Here is a 19082-nt window from a genome sequence, read left to right on the forward strand (position 1 = left end):
AGATCAGAGCAGCCCTTCCGCCTTCAGCGCGGCCTGCACCGCCGGGCGGTGGGCGACGCGGTCCAGGCAGGCGGCCACGTTCGGCCACGGCGCAAGATCGAGGCCGATGTATTTCGCCCAGCTCAGCACGTTGAACAGATAGGCGTCGGCGACGCTGAAATCCCCGCCCAGCAGGTAGGCGCGGCCGGCGAGCTGGCTGTCGGCGTAGCCGAGCCGGCGCTCGATGTTGGCACGTGCGGCCTGCTTCCAGTCGTCCCCCGCGGCCGGGTTGAAGAAGGGGCTGAAGGACTTGTGCAGTTCGGTGCCGATGAAGCTCAGCCAGCTTTGCAGGCGGTAGCGTTCGAGCGTGCCGTTGGCCGGTGCGAGCTTCTTTTCGGGGGCGAGATCGGCCAGGTACTGGACGATCGCCGGCAGCTCGGTCAGCACTTCGCCGCTGTCGAGCTGCAACGCCGGCACGTAGCCCTTGGGGTTGATCGTGGTGTAGTCCGTACCATCGGCGGTGCGCCGGGTGCCGAGGTCGACGGTTTTGGTGGTGTAGGGAAGGCCGGCTTCTTCGAGCACGATGTGCGGGGTCAGCGAGCAGGCGCCGGGCTTGATGTACAGCTTCATGGGGCGGGTTCCTTGTGAAAGTGGCGGGTGCGTTCAGGCGGCGGCCAGGGCCTGGTCGAGGTCGGCGATCAGGTCGTCGATGTGCTCGATGCCGATCGACAGGCGCACCATGTCCGGCGACACCCCGGCCTTGGCCAGTTCGGCGGGCGAGAGCTGGCGGTGGGTGGTGGACGCCGGATGGCAGGCGAGCGACTTGGCGTCGCCGATGTTGACCAGGCGGGTGATCAGCTTCAGCGCGTCCTGGAAGCGCCCGCCGGCTTCGAAGCCGCCCTTCACCCCGAACGACAGAATGCCCGAGGCGCGCCCGCCCATGTACTTCTGCACCAGGCCGTGGTCGGCGTGGTCGGGCAGGCCGGCGTAGTTCACCCACTCGACCTTGGCGTGCTGCTTCAGGTACTCGGCGACCTTGATCGTGTTGGTGCAGATGCGGTCCATGCGCAGCGCCAGGGTCTCGATCCCCTGCAGGATCAGGAAGGTGTTGAACGGCGAGATCGCCGCACCCATGTTGCGCAGCGGCACGACGCGCGCCCGGCCGATGTAGGCGGCGGCGCCCAGGGCCTCGGTGTACACCACGCCGTGGTAGGAGACGTCGGGTTCGTTGAGGCGGTGGAAGCGCGTCTTGTGTTCGGCCCACGGAAACTTGCCGGAATCGACGATGACGCCGCCGATCGAGTTGCCGTGACCGCCGAGGTACTTGGTCAGGGAATGGACGACGATGTCGGCGCCGTGCTCGAAGGGGCGGCACAGGTAGGGCGAGGGCACGGTGTTGTCGACGATCAGCGGGATCCCCGCCTGGTGGGCGATCCCGGCCAGGCGGCCGATGTCGGTGATGTTGCCGAGCGGGTTGCCGACCGACTCGCAGTAGATCGCCTTGGTGCGCTCGTCGATCAGGGCAGCGAAGGAATCCGGGTCGCGGTAGTCGGCGAAGCGCACTTCGATGCCGAACTGCGGGAAGGTGTGGGCGAACAGGTTGTAGGTGCCGCCGTACAGCGTCGCCGCCGAGATGATGTTGTCGCCGGCTTCGGCGATGGTCTGGATGGCGTAGGTGATCGCCGCCATGCCCGAAGCCACCGCGAGCGCGCCGACGCCGCCTTCGAGCTGGGCCACGCGCTGCTCGAGCACCGCGGTGGTCGGGTTCATGATCCGGGTGTAGATGTTGCCCTGCACCTTGAGGTCGAACAGGTCGGCGCCGTGCTGGGTGTCGTCGAAGGCGTAGGAGGTGGTCTGGTAGATCGGTACCGCGACCGCCTTGGTGGTGGGGTCGGGCGAATAGCCGCCGTGGACGGCGATGGTTTCGAGCTTCATGGGGCAGGTCTCCTCGTTGAAAGTGTCCGGGAGTATAGCCAGCGCGCGGCGGATGTCGAAACAGGCCGGATCCGGGCGCTGACTTGGTGGCGGGGCTCTGGCCGATTCGTCGTCCGGTACCTGTCCAATCTTGAGTGGTACGCACAAATGGCGCACAATAAGCGCGTTTTTTGAGGAGATTCCGAATGAGCTCCCTGACCAAGGACACGCGTTTGCACATTCGTTGTGATCAGGAAGTCCGGCGCCTGCTCGACAAGGCGGCAGCGTACGCACACATGAGTGTGTCGGAGTTCGTTCTGCGCAACGCCGTTGAGCAAGCCCAGACGCTGGTTCAGCAGCACGAGGCGGTCACCTTGTCGTCGCAGGATTTCGCCGCCTTTCTCGATGCGCTGGATGCGCCGGCTGAGCCCGCTCCAGCCTTGCAGCGGGCGTTTTCCCGCCACGCCAAGCGGGTGCGCTGAGTGGAGTTCCACATTCGCGCGCTGGACAGCGAGGTCGAGACAGCCGGTTTCCGGTGCGGGGAGGTGGCGCTGGACGAATATCTGCACCGTTATGCCAGGCAGGACATCAAGCGTGGGGTGGCGCGGGTGTTTGTGGCGAGCCCCGCTGAGCAGGCCCGCGTGCTCGCAGGCTTCTATACCCTCAGCGCCGCCAGTGTTGCCGCTGAGCAGTTGCCCCCCGAGGCACTGCGAAAAAAGCTGCCGCGTTACCCCGTCCCTGCGGCCTTGCTCGGCCGGCTTGCGGTCAGTGAAACGGCGCAGGGGCAGGGGTTGGGTTCGATCCTGCTCGTCGATGCGTGCAAGCGTGTCGCTGCCGCCAGCCAGACGCTCGCGGTGGCGGCCATCATCGTCGATGCCAAGTCGCCGGCTGCGGCCGCGTTCCATCGACATTTCGGCTTTGTCGAGCTGCCCGGCCAGCCAGGACGCTGGATGTTGCCGCGAGCTCGTTTCGCTTCACTAGTCTGAGCATTCTTGCGGGCTCTGCGATGAACCGTATTTTTCTTTTCACCGGTGCGCTGTCGGCGTGCCTCGCCGTGGGGCTGGGCGCGTTCGGCGCCCATGGGCTGCGCGGGCGGCTGGAGGCGGACATGTTGGCGGTGTTCGAGACCGGGGTCCGCTACCAGATGTACCACGCGCTCGTGCTGGTCGTGCTCGGCCTGGCCCCGCACCGCCGGCTCGGGCGGTGGGTTGCGGCGGCGGGCGGCCTGTTCATCGCCGGGTCGCTGTGCTTTTCCGGCAGCCTGTACCTGATCACGCTCGCCGGTGCGCAGGGCATCGGCCTGGTGACGCCGGCCGGCGGCCTGATGCTGCTTGCGGGCTGGCTGATGCTGGCGCTGGCCGCGCTGAAGTCCGCGCGCACGGCGCCGCCGCCGGTCGGGTGAGGCCGGCCCTGCGGCGCACGTCGCGAAAACGCGAAGTGCGAAAAAATCCAGTACCCGGATCGGGTTGAAATAAGCATAATCTTCATCTTTGTCATGAACGGTCAGCTCGCGGTGACCAAGCGCCCTGCATTATCCAGCATCAACCTCACACGCATCGCGGCCTTGATGACGCTTGGCGGGTGTTTCACTCAGCCTGCGCCACCCGGGTCCGGGGAATCATTCGCTTCATCGTCCTTTTCAGGAATCCTGCCCTTGCCGCCCTGATTTTCAGGGTCGCAAGGGCAAGTTTTTTTATAGATTTGAAACCTGTTCAGGCCATCGTGCCGCACACGGACAGTCCCCCCATTGGAGCTTCTCATGCACCCCGATCTCGACAATTCCACGCCCGCCCTGTTCATCCCGGTTACGCCCCCTCCGGCCCAGGATCGCAAGGAGGTCGTCTTCATCGACACCGGTGTGGCGGACTACCAGACGCTGGTGGAGGGCGTCCGGGCGGGGGTGGAGGTGGTGCTGATCGAGTCGGGCCAAAGTGGGCTGGCGCAGATGGCGGAATGGGCGGAAACCCACAGCGGTTACGACGCGATCCATGTCTTGAGCCACGGCTCGGAAGGCTCACTGCACCTGGGCAACGGCACGCTGAACGCCGCCACGCTTGCCGATGCCGGCGTACAGGCCGAACTGGCAACCCTCGGACAAGCCCTGAAGGCCGACGGCGACCTGCTGTTCTACGGCTGCTCGGTTGCTTCCGGCGAAAGCGGGCAAGCCTTCGTCAAGGCGTTGGCCAATGCGACCGGTGCCGACGTCGCCGCCTCGGACGACGATACCGGTGCCGCCCGCCGTGGCGGCGACTGGATTCTGGAAGTGTCGGCGGGCGATGTGGAAACCGCCGCCCTGGCCGTCGAAGCCTATGACGGGTTGATGCCGTCCATCGACGGGCTGACCCTGAAATATTTCGATCCGATCAACGACCCCAATTGCGACAACCCTTGGGATACCGCCACCATCGGCGCCGGCAATGAATTCGATTATTCCAGCAGCAACTCGGAAATCGTCGATTTCGACCCCACGACCAACCGCCTGACCCTCCACGCGGGCCAGGGCTTCTCGGTTGACGCCGTCGCGCTCAAGATCGTCGGCGCGACCTTCGGCTCGTTCTCGCTCAACAACACCGACACGACCGCCGCCTACAAGACCAACCTGACCACCTCTTTTTCGGGCGACACCCTGCGCATCAACTGCCTGGATCCGAACGTCGTCCCCCTCCCCGGTGACATAATATATTTCGATTTCACCCTGGGGGCCGCGGTGGCCGCGCCCAGCGCGCCCGACATGACGGCAGGCACCGACAGCGGCACCTCGGACACCGACAACACCACCAACGACACCACCCCCACCTTCAGCGGCACCGCCCCGGCCAACGCCACGGTCAAGCTGTACGACACCGACGGCACCACCGAGATCGGCTCGGGCACCGCCGACGGGTCGGGCAACTGGACCATCACCACCTCGGCCCTGTCGGCGGGTGCCCACACCATCACCGCCAAGGCGACGGTCGGCAGCGACACCAGCGTCGCGTCCTCGGGCCTTGCCATCACCATCGATAACCAAGCCCCCAGCTTCACCTCCGCCGCCACGGCCAACGTGGCCGAAAACACCACGACTGTCATCACCGTCGCCGCCACCGACGCCAGCACGGTCAGCTATGCCATCGTGCCCACAGCAAGCGGCGGCGCGGCCGATGCAGACAAGTTCACCCTCAACAGTTCGACCGGCGCGCTGGCCTTCGCTTCCGCACCCGACTACGAAACTCCCACCGATCAGGGTGACACCGTCGGCAACAACACCTACACCGTTACCGTGCGCGCCACGGATACGGCAACCAACACTGCCGACCAGACCATCACCGTCACCGTCACCAACGCCAACGACAATGACAACAACGCCCCCGTAGTCATCGCTGGCACCAGCACCGCCTTCACCGAGCAAACCCCGACCGCCATCGCTCCGGCGCTCAGCGTTGCCGATGTCGAGGGCAACTGGGACGGCGGCACGCTGAAGGTGCAGATCACCGGCAACGCCAGTGCGGATGACAGCCTGCTGCTGCCCACCACAAACCAGACGTCAGGCATCTGGGTAAATGGCATCGGCACTGCACCCTTTACGCTCTACGACGGGAGCACGCCTATCGGCACTGCCAGCGCCAGTGGCGTCACTGGCGACACCGAATGGGTCTTCACCTTCAACGCTAGTGCCACCAACACCGTGGTGCAAGCGGTGGCGCAAACGATTCAGTTTGGCAACGACAGCAACGACCCCAGCACGGCCGATCGGACCGTCACCTTCACCGCCACCGATGCGGAACTTGCCAGTAACTTCGCCACCCAGACGGTGACCATCACTCCGGTTAACGATGCGCCCGAGGTTACCAACCGCACCGATCCGGCATTGACCTTCTCCGGTGCGACAACGAGCTACGCAGCATTCCCTGATATTGACGATCAAATAAACACGGCCTTTACTCTGGAGACCTGGGTCAAGTTCTCTAGCCTCAGTGGTCCCTATGCCGTGCAGTTCATCGCTGGAAAAGGCACTTCAGGCGCTGTAGAGCAGATGGAGTTGCACACCAACGGCAATGCCCTGCGCTTCATCCCCACGGGTGGGGCGTACATTGATACCGGCGCGGTTCTCACCACCGACCAATGGATGCACATCGCCGCCAGTTATGATGCCGATACCGACATATCCAGGATTTACATCAACGGTGTTGAGGTTGCTGCGCAAGACAACCATCCGGGCAACCCCGCAGATGATCCGCTGAAAAGCACCACTAACCCCTACTACCTTGGCAAACGGGGCGACGGATCTTACCCGCTCAACGGCACCATTGCCGAATTCCGCATCTGGAACGATGTGCGCACGGCGGAAGAAATCCGCAATAACCAGAGCGTGAATCTGCAAGGCGATGAAGCCAATCTGGTCGCCCTGTGGAAACTGGATGAAGCGACCGGTACCTCACTGGCGGATAGCACCAGCAACGGCTTTGCCGGTACCGCCAACAGCAGCAGCTGGACGACCCGGCCTCTGAGCGGCGGCTTATCGGTTGCCTTTACCGAAGGCGGTTCGCCGGTGGCCTTGTTCGACGGCATGATGGTGAGCACGGTGGAAAGTGGTCAGGCCATTTCGGCCATGACCCTGACCGTGACCAATGTGGGTAGCAATGCCGAGAGCCTGTCCATTGACGGTAGCAGCGTGAGCCTGGTCGATGGCATCACGGGGACGACCGCCAGCCACGGCGTGGCTTATTCGGTCAGCGTTTCCGGCGGCACGGCCACGGTTTCGCTGACCAAGGGCGGCGGTCTGAGCGCGGCGGACGCACAAGCGCTGCTCAATGGTTTGACTTACGGCAACAGCGGCAACGACCCCGGCAGCAGTAGCCGCGTAGTGACCCTGACTTCGATTCAGGACAATGGCGGTACCAGCGGCGGTGGATCGGATACTGCCTCGCCCGCGCTGGCCGCCACGGTGGCGGTGAATGCCGTGAACAACGCCCCGACCCTTACCGCCGCCGGTGCCACACCGACCTATACCGAAGGCGGTTCGGCGGTGAGCCTCTTTTCTGCTGCCGCTGTTTCTGCCGTGGAAGCATCACAAAACGTGCAGCAACTGGTGTTGACCGTGACCAATGTCAGCGACGGGGCCAGTGAAATCCTGAGAATCGACGGCTCCGACGTCGGGCTGAACCATACCAACAGCGTGACCACCGCGACCAACGGCATGACTGCCGTCGTCAGTGTTTCCGGCGACACGGCCACAATTACGGTCAGCAAGGCGGGCGGTATCAGCGCGAGCCTGATGCAAACCCTGGTTGACGCCCTCGCTTACAAGAACACCAGCAGCACGCCAACTACCACCGGTAACCGCGTGGTAACCCTCACTTCCATTCAGGATAACGGCGGCACGGCCAATGGCGGGGTGGATAGCACTACGCTTAGCATTGGGGCGACGGTGACGGTGGCGGCGGCGGTCAACGACGCCCCCACCATTCAATATCTCGATGGCGACAGCGTCACCCTCTCCGGCGCATCGGACTACATCGACGATCAGAATTCATCCAATCCGGTTGCGCTGACCGATGTGGATTCCGCCGATTTCGATGGCGGTTACCTGCTGATCTCGCTGACCTCCGGCACGGCGGATGGTGCCTTCCTCAGCGATGCTGCCAACGATGTCACCATCAAATTCGGTACGACCGAGGAGGGCGCAGACGATTCACCGGCAGCGGGGGACTCGGTGTTCTACAGCGAAGACAGCGGCAGCAGTTGGGTCGCTGTGGGGACGGTGGCTTCCGGCAAGGATGGCCAGAACGGTAACGAACTGCGGATTGATTTCAATGCCGCCGCTACGCCCCTGGCCGCTGAGAACATCATCAAATTCTTGAAGTTTACGGCCCCGACGACCGGCACGCGAGTTTTCAGCGCGGCGATCAACGACGGTGATGGCGGCACCTCCGCCGCCAGCACCTTCACGATGATTGTCCCGGACACCACCGCCCCCACACTTTCCTCATCCACTCCCGCTGACGACGCCACCGGCATCGCGCCCACCGCCAATCTGGAAGTCACCTTCAGCGAAGCCGTGTCCTTCGGCGATTCGGGCAATATCACGCTGTACAACGTCACCAGCGGTGCCACCGTCCAGACCTGGGATGTCAGCAACGGCAGTCACATCGGCAGCAGCAATGGCCGGATGTCGATCAGCGGCAGCACGCTCACCCTCAACCCGACTGCCGATCTTGCCGAAGCCACGCAATACGCCCTGCAAATCGACGGCACGGCCATCAAGGACAGCCTCGGCAACACCTTTGCCGGCATCAGCGATAACGCCACGCTCAACTTCACCACCGGCGCCACCGATGCCGCCGCACCCGTCGCCCTCGCCATCCAGCGTGGGGCGGAAAGCAGCAACGCCGCCACGCTGACCTACACCGTCAAATTCAACAAAGCCGTCACGGCTGCCGACACGGCCGATTTTGAGCTTGCCGCCACAGGTACGGCCGCGGGCGTTCTCACCGACGTGACCGGCAACGGCACCGATACGCTCACCGTGACGGTCGAGAGCGTCAGCGGCGTCGGCACGCTCGGCCTCAACCTCGCCAGCGGCCAGAACATCACCGACCTTGCCGGCAACGCCCTGGCCGCCAGCGACCCGGCCGACGATGAAACCACCGTCGTCGACCGCGTCCTGCCCACGCTCGTTTCCATCAACCGGGCCGATTCCGGCAATGCGCCGACCGCCGCGACCAGTGTGCAATTCGTCGCCGTGTTCAGCGAGCCGGTGACCGGCCTGGCCGTGGGCGACTTTGCGCTGGCCACCACAGGCAGCGCCGCCGGCACCATCGCCAGCGTGAGCGGCGAGGGCAGTCCGGTCATCACCATCACGGTGAATGGCGTCAGCGGCAACGGTACCCTAGGCCTGGCTTTGGCGAGTACACCGACCATCACCGATGCCCTCGGCAACAGCCTCACCGACACCAGCGCCAGCGCCGTCAGCGAGACCTACACCCTCGACAGCACCGCGCCCACCGGCGTTTCCATCCACCGCACCGGCGACGAACTGACCACCGCCGACAGCGTGACCTTCGACGTGGTGTTCTCCGAGGCCGTCAGCAACGTCAGCGCCGACGACTTCCAGATCAGCGGCACGGCCACCGGCACCGTCGCCTCCGTAACCGGCAGCGGCAGCGCCTACACCGTCACGGTCAATAGCGTCTCTGGCGACGGCACGCTCGGCCTGGCCTTCGCCGGCGGCCAGAACATCACCGACGCCGCCGGCAACGCCTTCGCCGCCGGGACGCCAACGCTCAACGAAACCTACACGGTGGACAACACCGCACCCACGGTGACGGCCATCAACCGCGCCGGCGTGAACCAGATTGCCGCCAGCACAACCACCGATGCCGTGTTCACCGTCGTCTTCAGCGAAGCAGTGAGCGATGTGGCCATCGGCGATTTCGCCGTCACCGGCAACGCCAGTCATGGCGGCGTGACCAGCGTTTCCAGCGCCGATGGTCAGGTCTTCCAGGTCACCGTCGCCAGCGTCAACGGCACGGTGGGCCAGACCGTCGGCCTCAACTACACCGGCAGCGTCACCAACACCCTCAGCCAGACCGGCGACGCCGATTTCACCAGCGGCCAGACCTACACCATCGGCGGCGTGCTGCTCAACGAAGGCGCGCTCGACCAGACCGCGCTCGACACCCTCGTCGGCGTCAACCGCGACGGCCTGCGGCAAGTGGCCAATGCCGAAGGCAGCGCCAGCGAAGTCATCCTCGTCGACAGCCGTCTGCCCGGCCTGGCCGACCAGATCGCCGCCGGCCAACGCGCCGGGGCCGATGTCTGGCTGCTGGATAGCCAATCCAGCGCGCTCGACCAGATCGGCAGCGTTTTAGCCCAATATTCCGGGTTGACCGCCATCCACCTGGTTTCCCACGGCAGCAGCGGCGCGGTGTACCTCGGCGCAGAAACGCTCTCCACCGCCACGCTATCCAGCCACACCAGCGCCCTGTCCGCCTGGGGCTCCGCCCTGTCGGACAGCGGCGATTTCCTGATCTACGGCTGTAATGTCGGCGCTGGCGAGATGGGGGAAGCGTTCATCACCGCGTTTGCCGAGGCCACGGGGGCGGATGTGGCGGCATCGGATGATTTGACTGGCGCGAGCTGGTTGGGGGGAGATTGGGCGTTGGAGCAAACCCAGGGAATCATTGAAGCCCAGTCTCTGGAACTTTCTGATTTTGCTTCAGTGCTGCCTGCGGGAGATGAATGGGCGACTCATGGCACCGCAATCACTCAAGACATGATGATGAGTGTTGGTGCGGCATTCTTGACCAATGGCGGAAAAGCGGCCGCTTATCTAAAACAGGTTGGGGGTGACTCCCAGACATGGGACCCCTCTGGGCCTGTCTATAACGCTCAAATTGATGTGATCAACGCATTGTCATTGATTACGAAAACAATCGACGTAAAGGCAGACTTGCTCTCTGGTCGCTCAACAGAGATCACCAATCTTAAACTGGATGAATTGAAGAATGGCGGCTTTGTCGCTGGCTGGATCGAATCTGATAACCAAGTTTATTACGCCATATTCGACAATGCTGGAACGACCGACGGTTCTCATCTGATCTCATCCCATGCTTCTAACTCTTCGAATGCATTTGATGTTGCTGCGCTTGAAGATGGTGGGTTTGTCGTTGCTCATCTTGGAACTATTAGCGGCGCAAATAAGGGGGTTGTGAACGCTTTCTCATACAACGCGGGGAACTATTCAAAAAATACAGAAAGTTATTTTGCAGACAGTAATAATAGCGTTCCGAACCCGAATGGCGACCCCAGCGTCAATCACCTTTGGCCACTCCAGGATTTATCGATTGCCGCCTTGTCGGACGGCGGGTTCGTTATCGGCTCAGATTCCTATTCGTGGGTTAATCCAAGCTATACGCCGTTAGGTGATTTCGTGTACAAATTCGCTGCCGATGGATCGACGGCGAATTTCACCAGTACGGGCACCTACTGGATGCGGGTTAACTGGTTTTACAACCAACAAAATTCCGTTGCCGAGGTTGTCGCGTTTACTGGCGGTTTTGCCAGCCTTAATCGTAGCCTCGACAACAAGTGGGAAATTACGCTATTCAATAACGATGGAACGCGAATCACCACCAATCAAAAAACTGCCTCTGTTTACAACAATGGCAGTTTTTCAAATCAAACTTACTACGCAACTGATCTAGGCAACGTGCCTGCGTCGGTTGTTAGCTGGAACCTTGGTTTTGGTCTTTCATCATCGGTAAATAATTTTGTCGACTTGGTGGAATACAACGGAAGCATTATCGCGATACTGCCGAACTCTTCCGGTGGATTTGACTATACGGTGATATCGGAAACAACGGGCACCATCACAACTGCGGCCACAAGTCTTGGCATGACGGTTCCCTCTGGTACGACATTGGTTAATCCCCAGTACTACCCGTCCGGATCTGGATTTGCCATGACGTACGATGCCGTGAGTACGACAACTCGTAATGATGCTACCTATGGCGACCTGGATTATTTGATTTCCGATGCCTACCAGTACGATATTTTTACGACTGGACCGGCGAACACCAGCCCCACCATTTCCGACGTAGGCAACCAAACCACCACCGAAGGCACGGCGACGAGCGGGATTGCGGTGACGATTGGCGACACGGAAACCGATGCCAACAGCCTGACCCTGGCCGGTGCGTCCAGCAACACCACCCTGATTCCGGACGGCAACATCGTGGTGACCGGCACCGGGGCCAACCACACGGTGACGATTACCCCGGCAGCCAACCAGACCGGCACGGCGACGATTACGCTGACGGTGACCGATGGCGGCAGCACCACGGCGACGGATACCTTTACCGTGACGGTCGACGACGTTAACCCGGCCATTTCCGACGCCACGCTTTCGGTCAACGAGAACGCCAGCAACGGCACTTCGGTCGGCACGGTGAGCGCGACGGGCGACACCAACGGGCTGAGTTACAGCATCACCGGCGGCAACACCGGCAGCGTGTTCGCCATCGACAGCAGCACCGGCGAGATTACCGTTGCCGGCAGCCTCAACTACGAAGGCACCGCGAGCTACAGCCTGACGGTCGCCGTGGACGACGAAGACGGCGACACCACGGCGGATTCGACGGCGACGATCACGGTCAACCTCAACGACGTGAACGAAGCACCGACCGATCTGGCGCTGGGCACGACCAGCTTCAACAACAGCCAGGCCGCCGGGACGACGCTGACGACGATTACCGGCACCGACCCGGACGGCAGCGCGCCGAACAACACGCTGACCTACAGCCTGGTGAGCGGCAGCGGCGATACCGATAACGCCAGATTCGACATTTCCGGCACATCGCTCAAGGTGGCGAGCGGCGGGGCGCTGGGGGCCGGCACCTACAGCCTGCGCCTGCGCGCTACGGATGCCGGCACGGGCAGCCTGACGTATGAAGAAGCCTTCTCCGTCACCGTGACCGATGCGGCGCCGACGCTGTCCTCCGCCAGCCCGGCGGACAACGCCACCGGCGTGGCGATCACCAGCAACGTGGTGCTGACCTTCAGTGAAGCCATTGCGGCGGGCACCGGCAACATCGTGCTCTACGACATCACCGGCGCCGGGACGGATACGCGGACGATTGACGTCACCGACAACAGCCAGGTGACGATCAGCGGCAACACGCTGACGATCAACCCGAGCACCGATCTGCTCACCACGAATCAATACGCGGTGCAGATGGCCAGCGGGGTGATTGTCGATGGTAGCGCCCAGGCCTATGCCGGGATTGCCGACAACAGCACGCTGAACTTCAGCACCGGCACGGTCGATAGCACTGCACCCAGCGTGACGATGGTGGACGTCGCCAGCCCCACCCAGCCGAACGCCGGCACGGTGACGATCAATTTCAGCGAACAGGTGCAGAACGTCGACATCGGTGATTTCACCCTCACCCGTGGCGGCAATTCTGTCGATATTTCCGGGTTGACCGTGAGTGGCAGCGGGGCGCAATACACGCTGGATTTGTCGTCGGTGACGAGCACGGCGGGCAGCTATGTGCTGACGCTGAACACGTCGAACATCACCGACACCACGGGCAATGCGCTGGCCAGCGGGACGAGCGAATCCTTCGTCATCGACACCACCGCGCCGACCGGCACGACCATCGTGCGCGCCTCGGCCAACCCGATGGGCAGCGGCACGGCGAGCTTTACCGTGGCCTTCAGCGAGGCGGTGAGCGGCGTGACGGCGGATGACTTCAGCCTCACCGGCACTACCACCAGCGGGGCCAGCGTGGGCACGGTAACGCCGATTTCCGACAGCGTTTATACCGTGGCGGTGACCGGGGTTTCCGGCAACGGCACCTTGGGGCTGGATCTGAACAGCAGCGGCACGGGCATTGCCGATCTGGCCGGCAACGCCCTTTCCGGCGGACTCACCGGCCAGTTGTTCACGGTCGACGGCACGGCGCCCACGGTGACAGCGATCCATCGCAACGGCGCCGCCGTCATCAACGGCACCAGCACCAGCTTTACCGTCAGCTTTGATGAAGCCGTCACCGGCGTGGATAGCGGCGATTTCAGCCTCGACGCCTCTGGCCTGACCGGCAGCATTGCCAGCGTGACCGGCAGCGGCAGCACCTACACGGTGACGGTGGACAGCCTCGCCGGGGCCACCGGCACGGTCAGCATCGACCTCAAATCCAGCGGCACCGGCATTAGCGACACCGCCGGCAACGCCATCGCCACGGGCTACACCGCTGGCGAGACGGTGACCCGTGACACCACCGCGCCGACGCTGACCGCCGGCCTGAGCTTCAACCTGCCGGAGAACATGAGCAGCGGCTTCGTCATCGGCCAGGTGGCGGCGAGCGACACCCACGGTGTGGCCAGCTACGCCATCGCCAGCGGCAACGACGATGGCTTCTTCGCCATCGACACCAGCGGGGTGATTACCCTCACCACCGCCGGTGCCGCCAGCGGCGCCGCCTCCAGCGATTACGAAACCCCACCGAATGCCTTCACGCTGGGCATCACCGCCACCGATTCCGCCGGCAATGTCTCGGGCAGCGAGACGGTGACGGTGAATGTGCTCGATGAGCAGGAAGATTCGACCCCGCCGACGATCACCATCAACAGCGACAAGACCGCGCTGAAGGTGGGGGAGACGGCGACGATCAGCTTCACCCTGTCGGAGGCGGCGGCGGACTTCACCGCCGACGATGTGACCGTCAGCGGCGGCACGCTGTCGAACTTCGCCGGCAGCGGCACGAGCTACAACGCCACCTTCACCCCGACGGCCGACAGCAGCACCGCGGCCTCGATCAGCGTGGCCAGCGACCGGTTCAGCGATGCGGCCGGAAACGCCAATGCGGACGGGGCGGATCCGGACAACGCCGTGACGATGACGGTCGACACCGTCCGCCCGACGATCGCCGTGACCAGCGACAAGACCGCGCTGAAGGCGGGGGAGACGGCGACGATTACCTTCACGCTTTCTGAAGCTGCGACAAACTTTGTGGAGAGCGATGTCACTGTCAGCGGTGGCACGCTCAGCAACTTCACCGGCAGCGGCACCAGCTACAGCGCCACGTTTACGCCCGACACCAACAGCACCGCCAACGGCACGATCAGCGTCGCCAGCAGCAAGTTCAGCGATGCGGCGGGGAACCAGAATAACGACGGGGCGGAGGCTGACAACACCGTGACGATGACGGTGGATACCGCCGTCCCGTCCGCCCCGACCTTGGCGCTGGCCAGCGACAGCGGCGCAAGTGACAGCGACGCCATCACCCACAGCGGCGTGGTCAATGTCACCGGTCTCGAATCGGGTGCCACTTGGCAATACAGCACCGACGGCGGGACGAACTGGACCACCGGCAGCGGCGCCAACTTCACCCTCGCGGCCGGTAGCTACGGCGCGGGGGTGATCCGGGTGCGCCAGACCGACATGGCGGGCAACCTGAGCAGCCCGGGGCAGTTTGCCGGCCCGGTTACTGTGGACGCCACCGCGCCGACGCTGGGTACGATCACTCGCCCCGATCTGGCCGATCCCCGCAACACCGACACCTTCACCGTGACTGTGGCCTACCTTGGCACCGTGGATGCGAGCACCCTGGACGCATCCGACCTCACCGTGACCGGTCCGGGCGCCGTGGGCAACCTGAGCCTCTCGGGGGTGAGCTTCGATAGTACGACCCAGACCGCCACCTACACGGTTGCCGCCCCGGGCAGCGGCTGGAGCGCCGCCACCCACGCCGGCGGCTACACCATCACCCTCAACGGCGATGAAGTCCGCGACCTGGCCGGCAACGCCGTCGCCGCTGTCATCGGTGCCCATAGTTTTAACGTGAGCTTCAACGCCTTGCCGGTGATCACCAGCGATGGCGGGGGGGATAGCGCCGAACTCAGCGTTGCCGAGAACAGCACGACGGTCACCACCGTCACCGCCACCGACGCCGACAGCGATCCGGTGACCTTCTCGATCACCGGTGGCGCGGACCAAGCGAAGTTCAGCATCGACGCGACTTCGGGGGCGCTCGCCTTTGCTGCCGCGCCGGACTTCAATTCCCCCGGCGACAGCGATACCGACAACCGCTACGTGGTCGAAGTGACCGCCCAGGATGGCCTGGGTGGAAGCGATGTGCAAACGATCACCGTGAGCGTGCTCTCGGACATCGACCGTGACGGCGCACCGGATGGTACCGACCCCGATATGGACGGTGATGGCCGCCTGAATAGCAGCGAAGATCCGGTGCCGGGTGCGCGCGGCGTCCAGGGGGACGGCAACGGCGACGGCACGCCCGACCGCGAGCAAGTCAACGTCGTCTCGCTACCCACCGTGGGTACCGGGACCACCGACCAGAAATGGGGCACGTTGGCGGTGGCCGAGGGATTGACGCTCAGTAACGTGAGCAACAGTACCGCCAGCGGTCTGCCGCGCAATGCGAAGATGCCGGTCGGGCAGTTCGACTTCACGATCGAGGGGGTTGCCGTCGGCGGTTCGGTCACGGTCGACCTCTATGTCGACAAGGCGCTCAACACCAACGGCTATTACAAGAAAGTTGGGAGCACCTGGACCAACATCGGCACGGTGAGCACGGTGGGGAGCAAGACCCAGATCAGCTTCACCCTTATCGATGGAGGCGTCTACGATGCCGACGGGCTGGCCAACGGTGTCATCGTCGACCCGGGTGGCGCAGTCGTCCTTGCCCCGCTGATCACGAGCGATGGCGGCGATATTGCAGCGAGCGTTTCGGTGGCCGAGAAGAGCACGGTGGTCACCACCGTCACTGCCGCCCAGCCCCCGGCGGCCACCACGGTGAGCTACCAGATCACGGGCGGGGCCGACGCTGCTCGATTCGCCGTCGATACGGCCAGTGGGCTGCTCAGCTTCATCGACGCGCCCGATTTCGAATCTCCAATGGATGCCGATGCCAACAACAGCTACATCGTCGACGTGACCGCCCGCGACGAGTTTGGCAGTAGCGATACCCAGACGCTCACGGTCAATGTTACCGACATCAACGACGTCCCGACGGGCGTGGTCGTCATCACCGGCACGGCCACCCAGGGCGAGATGCTCACCACGGACACCGGCGGCCTGGCCGATGCGGACGGGTTGGGTGCCTTCAGCTACATCTGGAAGGCGGACGGCAGCGTCATTGCCGGCGCGACCGGCAGCAGCTACCTCCTGACGCAGGCCGAGGTGGGTAAGGCGATCACGGTGGAGGTGAGCTACACGGATGGTCAAGGCAGCGCCGAAGGGCCGGTCGCCAGCGCGGCCACCGCGGCGGTGACCAATGCCAACGACGCCCCCACGGGTGCGGTGGTCATCACCGGCAGCGCCACTCAGGGCGAGACCCTCACCGCCGACACCGGCGGCCTGGCCGATGCGGACGGGTTGGGTGCCTTCAGCTACATCTGGAAGGCGGACGGCAGCGTCATTGCCGGCGCGACCGGCAGCAGCTACACCTTGACGCAGGCCGAGGTGGGCAAGGCGATCACGGTGGCGGTGAGCTACACGGATGGCCAAGGCAGCGCCGAAGGGCCGATCGCCAGCACGGCCACCGCGGCGGTGACCAACGCCAACGACCATCCGGCCATCACCAGCAACGGAGGTGGAGCCGCCGCCGAACTCAGCGTTGCCGAGAACAGCAGGACGGTCACCACCGTCACCGCTACCGACGCCGACAGCGATCCGGTGACCTTCTCGATCACCGGTGGCGCCGATCAGGCGAAGTTCAGTATCGACGCGACTTCGGGTGCACTGGTCTTTGTCACCGCGCCCAACTTCGAAACGCCCACCGACGCAGACAGCAACAACAGCTACATTGTCGAAGTGAGCGCCCGTGACGAGTTCGGGGGCAGCGACACCCAGACGCTCCTGGTGAGCGTGACCGATGTGGATGAACCCCCGCCGGATGTGGACGAGCCCCCGGTCATCGATCCGAGCGACCCCCCGCCGCCCGACGAGTGGGGGCAGCTGCCCGACGATGACGGCGACGGTGTCCCCGAGGTGATCGAGGACTTTGTGCCCAGCCTTGCGCCGCGCGATGGTTCTGCGCCGGTCCCCGGTGATGGCAATGGCGACGGGATTGCGGATCGGCTTCAAACCGACGTGGCCTCGATTCCGTTCCGCCACACGGCTGAGATCACCCAGAACCCGCAGGCGCCGGTGACGTTCGTGACCCTGGTGGCCGAATCGGCTGGGGGTGCTCCGGCAGGGGGCAGCAGCATCACGGCGGCGCGCCAGCTCGATGCGCCGGCGGTGGGTGAGGGGCCGGGGGAACGGCCGGCGGATCTGGAGCTGCCGCTGGGGCTGATCAGTTTCAGCGCGACGGTGCCCGAGCCCGAGGTGCCCGTGTCGTTCAGTCTGTACGTATCGGGTGACGTACCGATCAATGGTTACTGGAAGCCCACGGCCGATGGTTGGGTGAATCTGGCCAGCCCGGAATACGGCGGGCAGATGGTGGTCGATGGCGACAAGATCCGCCTCGACTTCGTGATCGAGGACAACGGGCAGTTCGATGACGATCCGACGGCGGGGGTGATCGGCGACCCGGGCGGTCCGGGGTACATGCAGAGCGTGCCCGGGCCGAGCGATTGTCCGTACGATCCGTTCAAGCCCGACGCTGACCGTGACGGGATGCCCGATAGCGTGGAGGCCGCCCTGGGCTTTGACCGCGCGGTCAGGGACAACGACGTGCAGGGCGACGACACGCTGTTCGTGCGCCAGCTGTACCGGGATCTGCTCGGTCGCGAAGGGGAGGCCGAAGAGGTGGCCTACTGGGTGCATTCGCTCGAGCAAGGGCAAAGTCACGCGCAGGTGGTGAGCGGCTTCGTGGCCAGTGCCGAGTGCGATGCGCATGCGGGGGCGATCGTGCGGCTGTATCACGCGGTGCTCGGGCGCACGCCGGATTACTGCGGCTTCAACTACTGGGTGGGGCGCAGCCTCGAGGGGCTCACCGCCGAGGAGATGGGGACGGCCTTCCTGCAGTCAGCCGAATTCGTGGGGAACAACCCGTCGTTGAGCGATGAGGCGTTCGTGGACCTGCTCTACCAGAACGTGCTGGGTCGTGCGGCCGATGCGCCGGGCAAGGCCTACTGGGTGGATCGGATGGCGCAGGGTGAGAGCCGGGGTGAGGTGCTGTACGGGTTTGCGCAATCGGGCGAGTACAAGGCGGCGATGGCCGACGAGGTGGCGATCGATCTGCTCTATCTGGGGCTGCTCGATCGGGCGCCGGACCCGGCAGGCTGGGACTACTGGCACGGGCAATGGGGGCAGTTCGACGATACGGCGCAGTTCTATGGCACGGCGATGAGTGTCGCGGAGTATGCCGAGCGCTTCATGGTCGAGGTCCTGCCGGTGAGCCTGGTGGGGGTGGAGGCGATGGGGCAGGGGTAAGGCACGCGCAGGCTATGGGCGGGCGCGGTGCGAGCCGGTACACTGCGCCGCCTTACTTGTGCGATATCGCCCGGAGCCCGCATGGCCCAACTCATCCTCAAGCCCGGCAAGGAGCGCTCGCTGTTCCGCCGCCATCCCTGGATCTTCGCCGGCTCGGTCGAGCGCCTGGAAGGGCGTGCGCGGCCGGGCGATACGGTGTAACCGGTCACTGAGCGGCGTCCTTCTCGCTGCGTAGCCATCGTTGGACAATTCACGCCATGTTCAACGACGACGGGATTGGCAGTGACGGCATCGGCGGAGAGGCGCA

At 64.1% G+C, this 19082-nt stretch carries 6 protein-coding genes and 1 pseudogene; 5 read left to right on the forward strand and 2 right to left on the reverse strand.

The window, feature by feature from the left end:
- Nucleotides 1–3: 3 nt before the first annotated feature.
- Both gstA and MXC99_RS03220 read right to left on the reverse strand, forming a co-directional pair.
- A complete protein-coding gene (gene gstA, locus MXC99_RS03215; protein ID WP_247724157.1) occupies nt 4–609 on the reverse strand; it encodes a glutathione transferase GstA in 606 nt (201 codons plus the stop codon).
- A 33-nt stretch (nt 610–642) separates the two neighbouring features.
- Nucleotides 643–1914, reverse strand: coding sequence for a bifunctional O-acetylhomoserine aminocarboxypropyltransferase/cysteine synthase (locus MXC99_RS03220; RefSeq protein WP_247724158.1), 1272 nt, complete (start codon nt 1912–1914; stop codon nt 643–645).
- 185 nt (nt 1915–2099) lie between these two features.
- Here MXC99_RS03220 and MXC99_RS03225 point away from each other — a divergent pair, with 185 nt between their 5' ends.
- The 5 genes and pseudogenes from MXC99_RS03225 to MXC99_RS03245 form a co-directional block, all read left to right on the forward strand.
- Entirely contained in the window at nt 2100–2375 is a 276-nt protein-coding gene (locus tag MXC99_RS03225; RefSeq protein WP_247724159.1) for a DUF1778 domain-containing protein, read from the forward strand.
- Complete coding sequence (locus MXC99_RS03230; RefSeq protein ID WP_247724160.1) at nt 2376–2879, forward strand: GNAT family N-acetyltransferase; 504 nt, start codon at nt 2376–2378, stop codon at nt 2877–2879.
- Between the two features lie 20 nt (nt 2880–2899).
- The gene (locus MXC99_RS03235) at nt 2900–3295 is read left to right on the forward strand and encodes a DUF423 domain-containing protein (RefSeq protein WP_247724161.1); all 396 of its coding nucleotides are present in this window, start codon (nt 2900–2902) and stop codon (nt 3293–3295) included.
- A gap of 357 nt (nt 3296–3652) precedes the next feature.
- Nucleotides 3653–18775, forward strand: a complete 15123-nt coding sequence (locus tag MXC99_RS03240; protein ID WP_247724162.1) for a DUF4347 domain-containing protein — start codon at nt 3653–3655, stop codon at nt 18773–18775.
- Between the two features lie 81 nt (nt 18776–18856).
- Nucleotides 18857–18973 (forward strand): annotated as a pseudogene (locus MXC99_RS03245) (hypothetical protein); the annotation flags it as partial.
- Nucleotides 18974–19082: the final 109 nt, after the last annotated feature.

Source organism: Thauera aromatica (assembly GCF_023093595.1).
GTDB lineage: Bacteria > Pseudomonadota > Gammaproteobacteria > Burkholderiales > Rhodocyclaceae > Thauera > Thauera aromatica_A.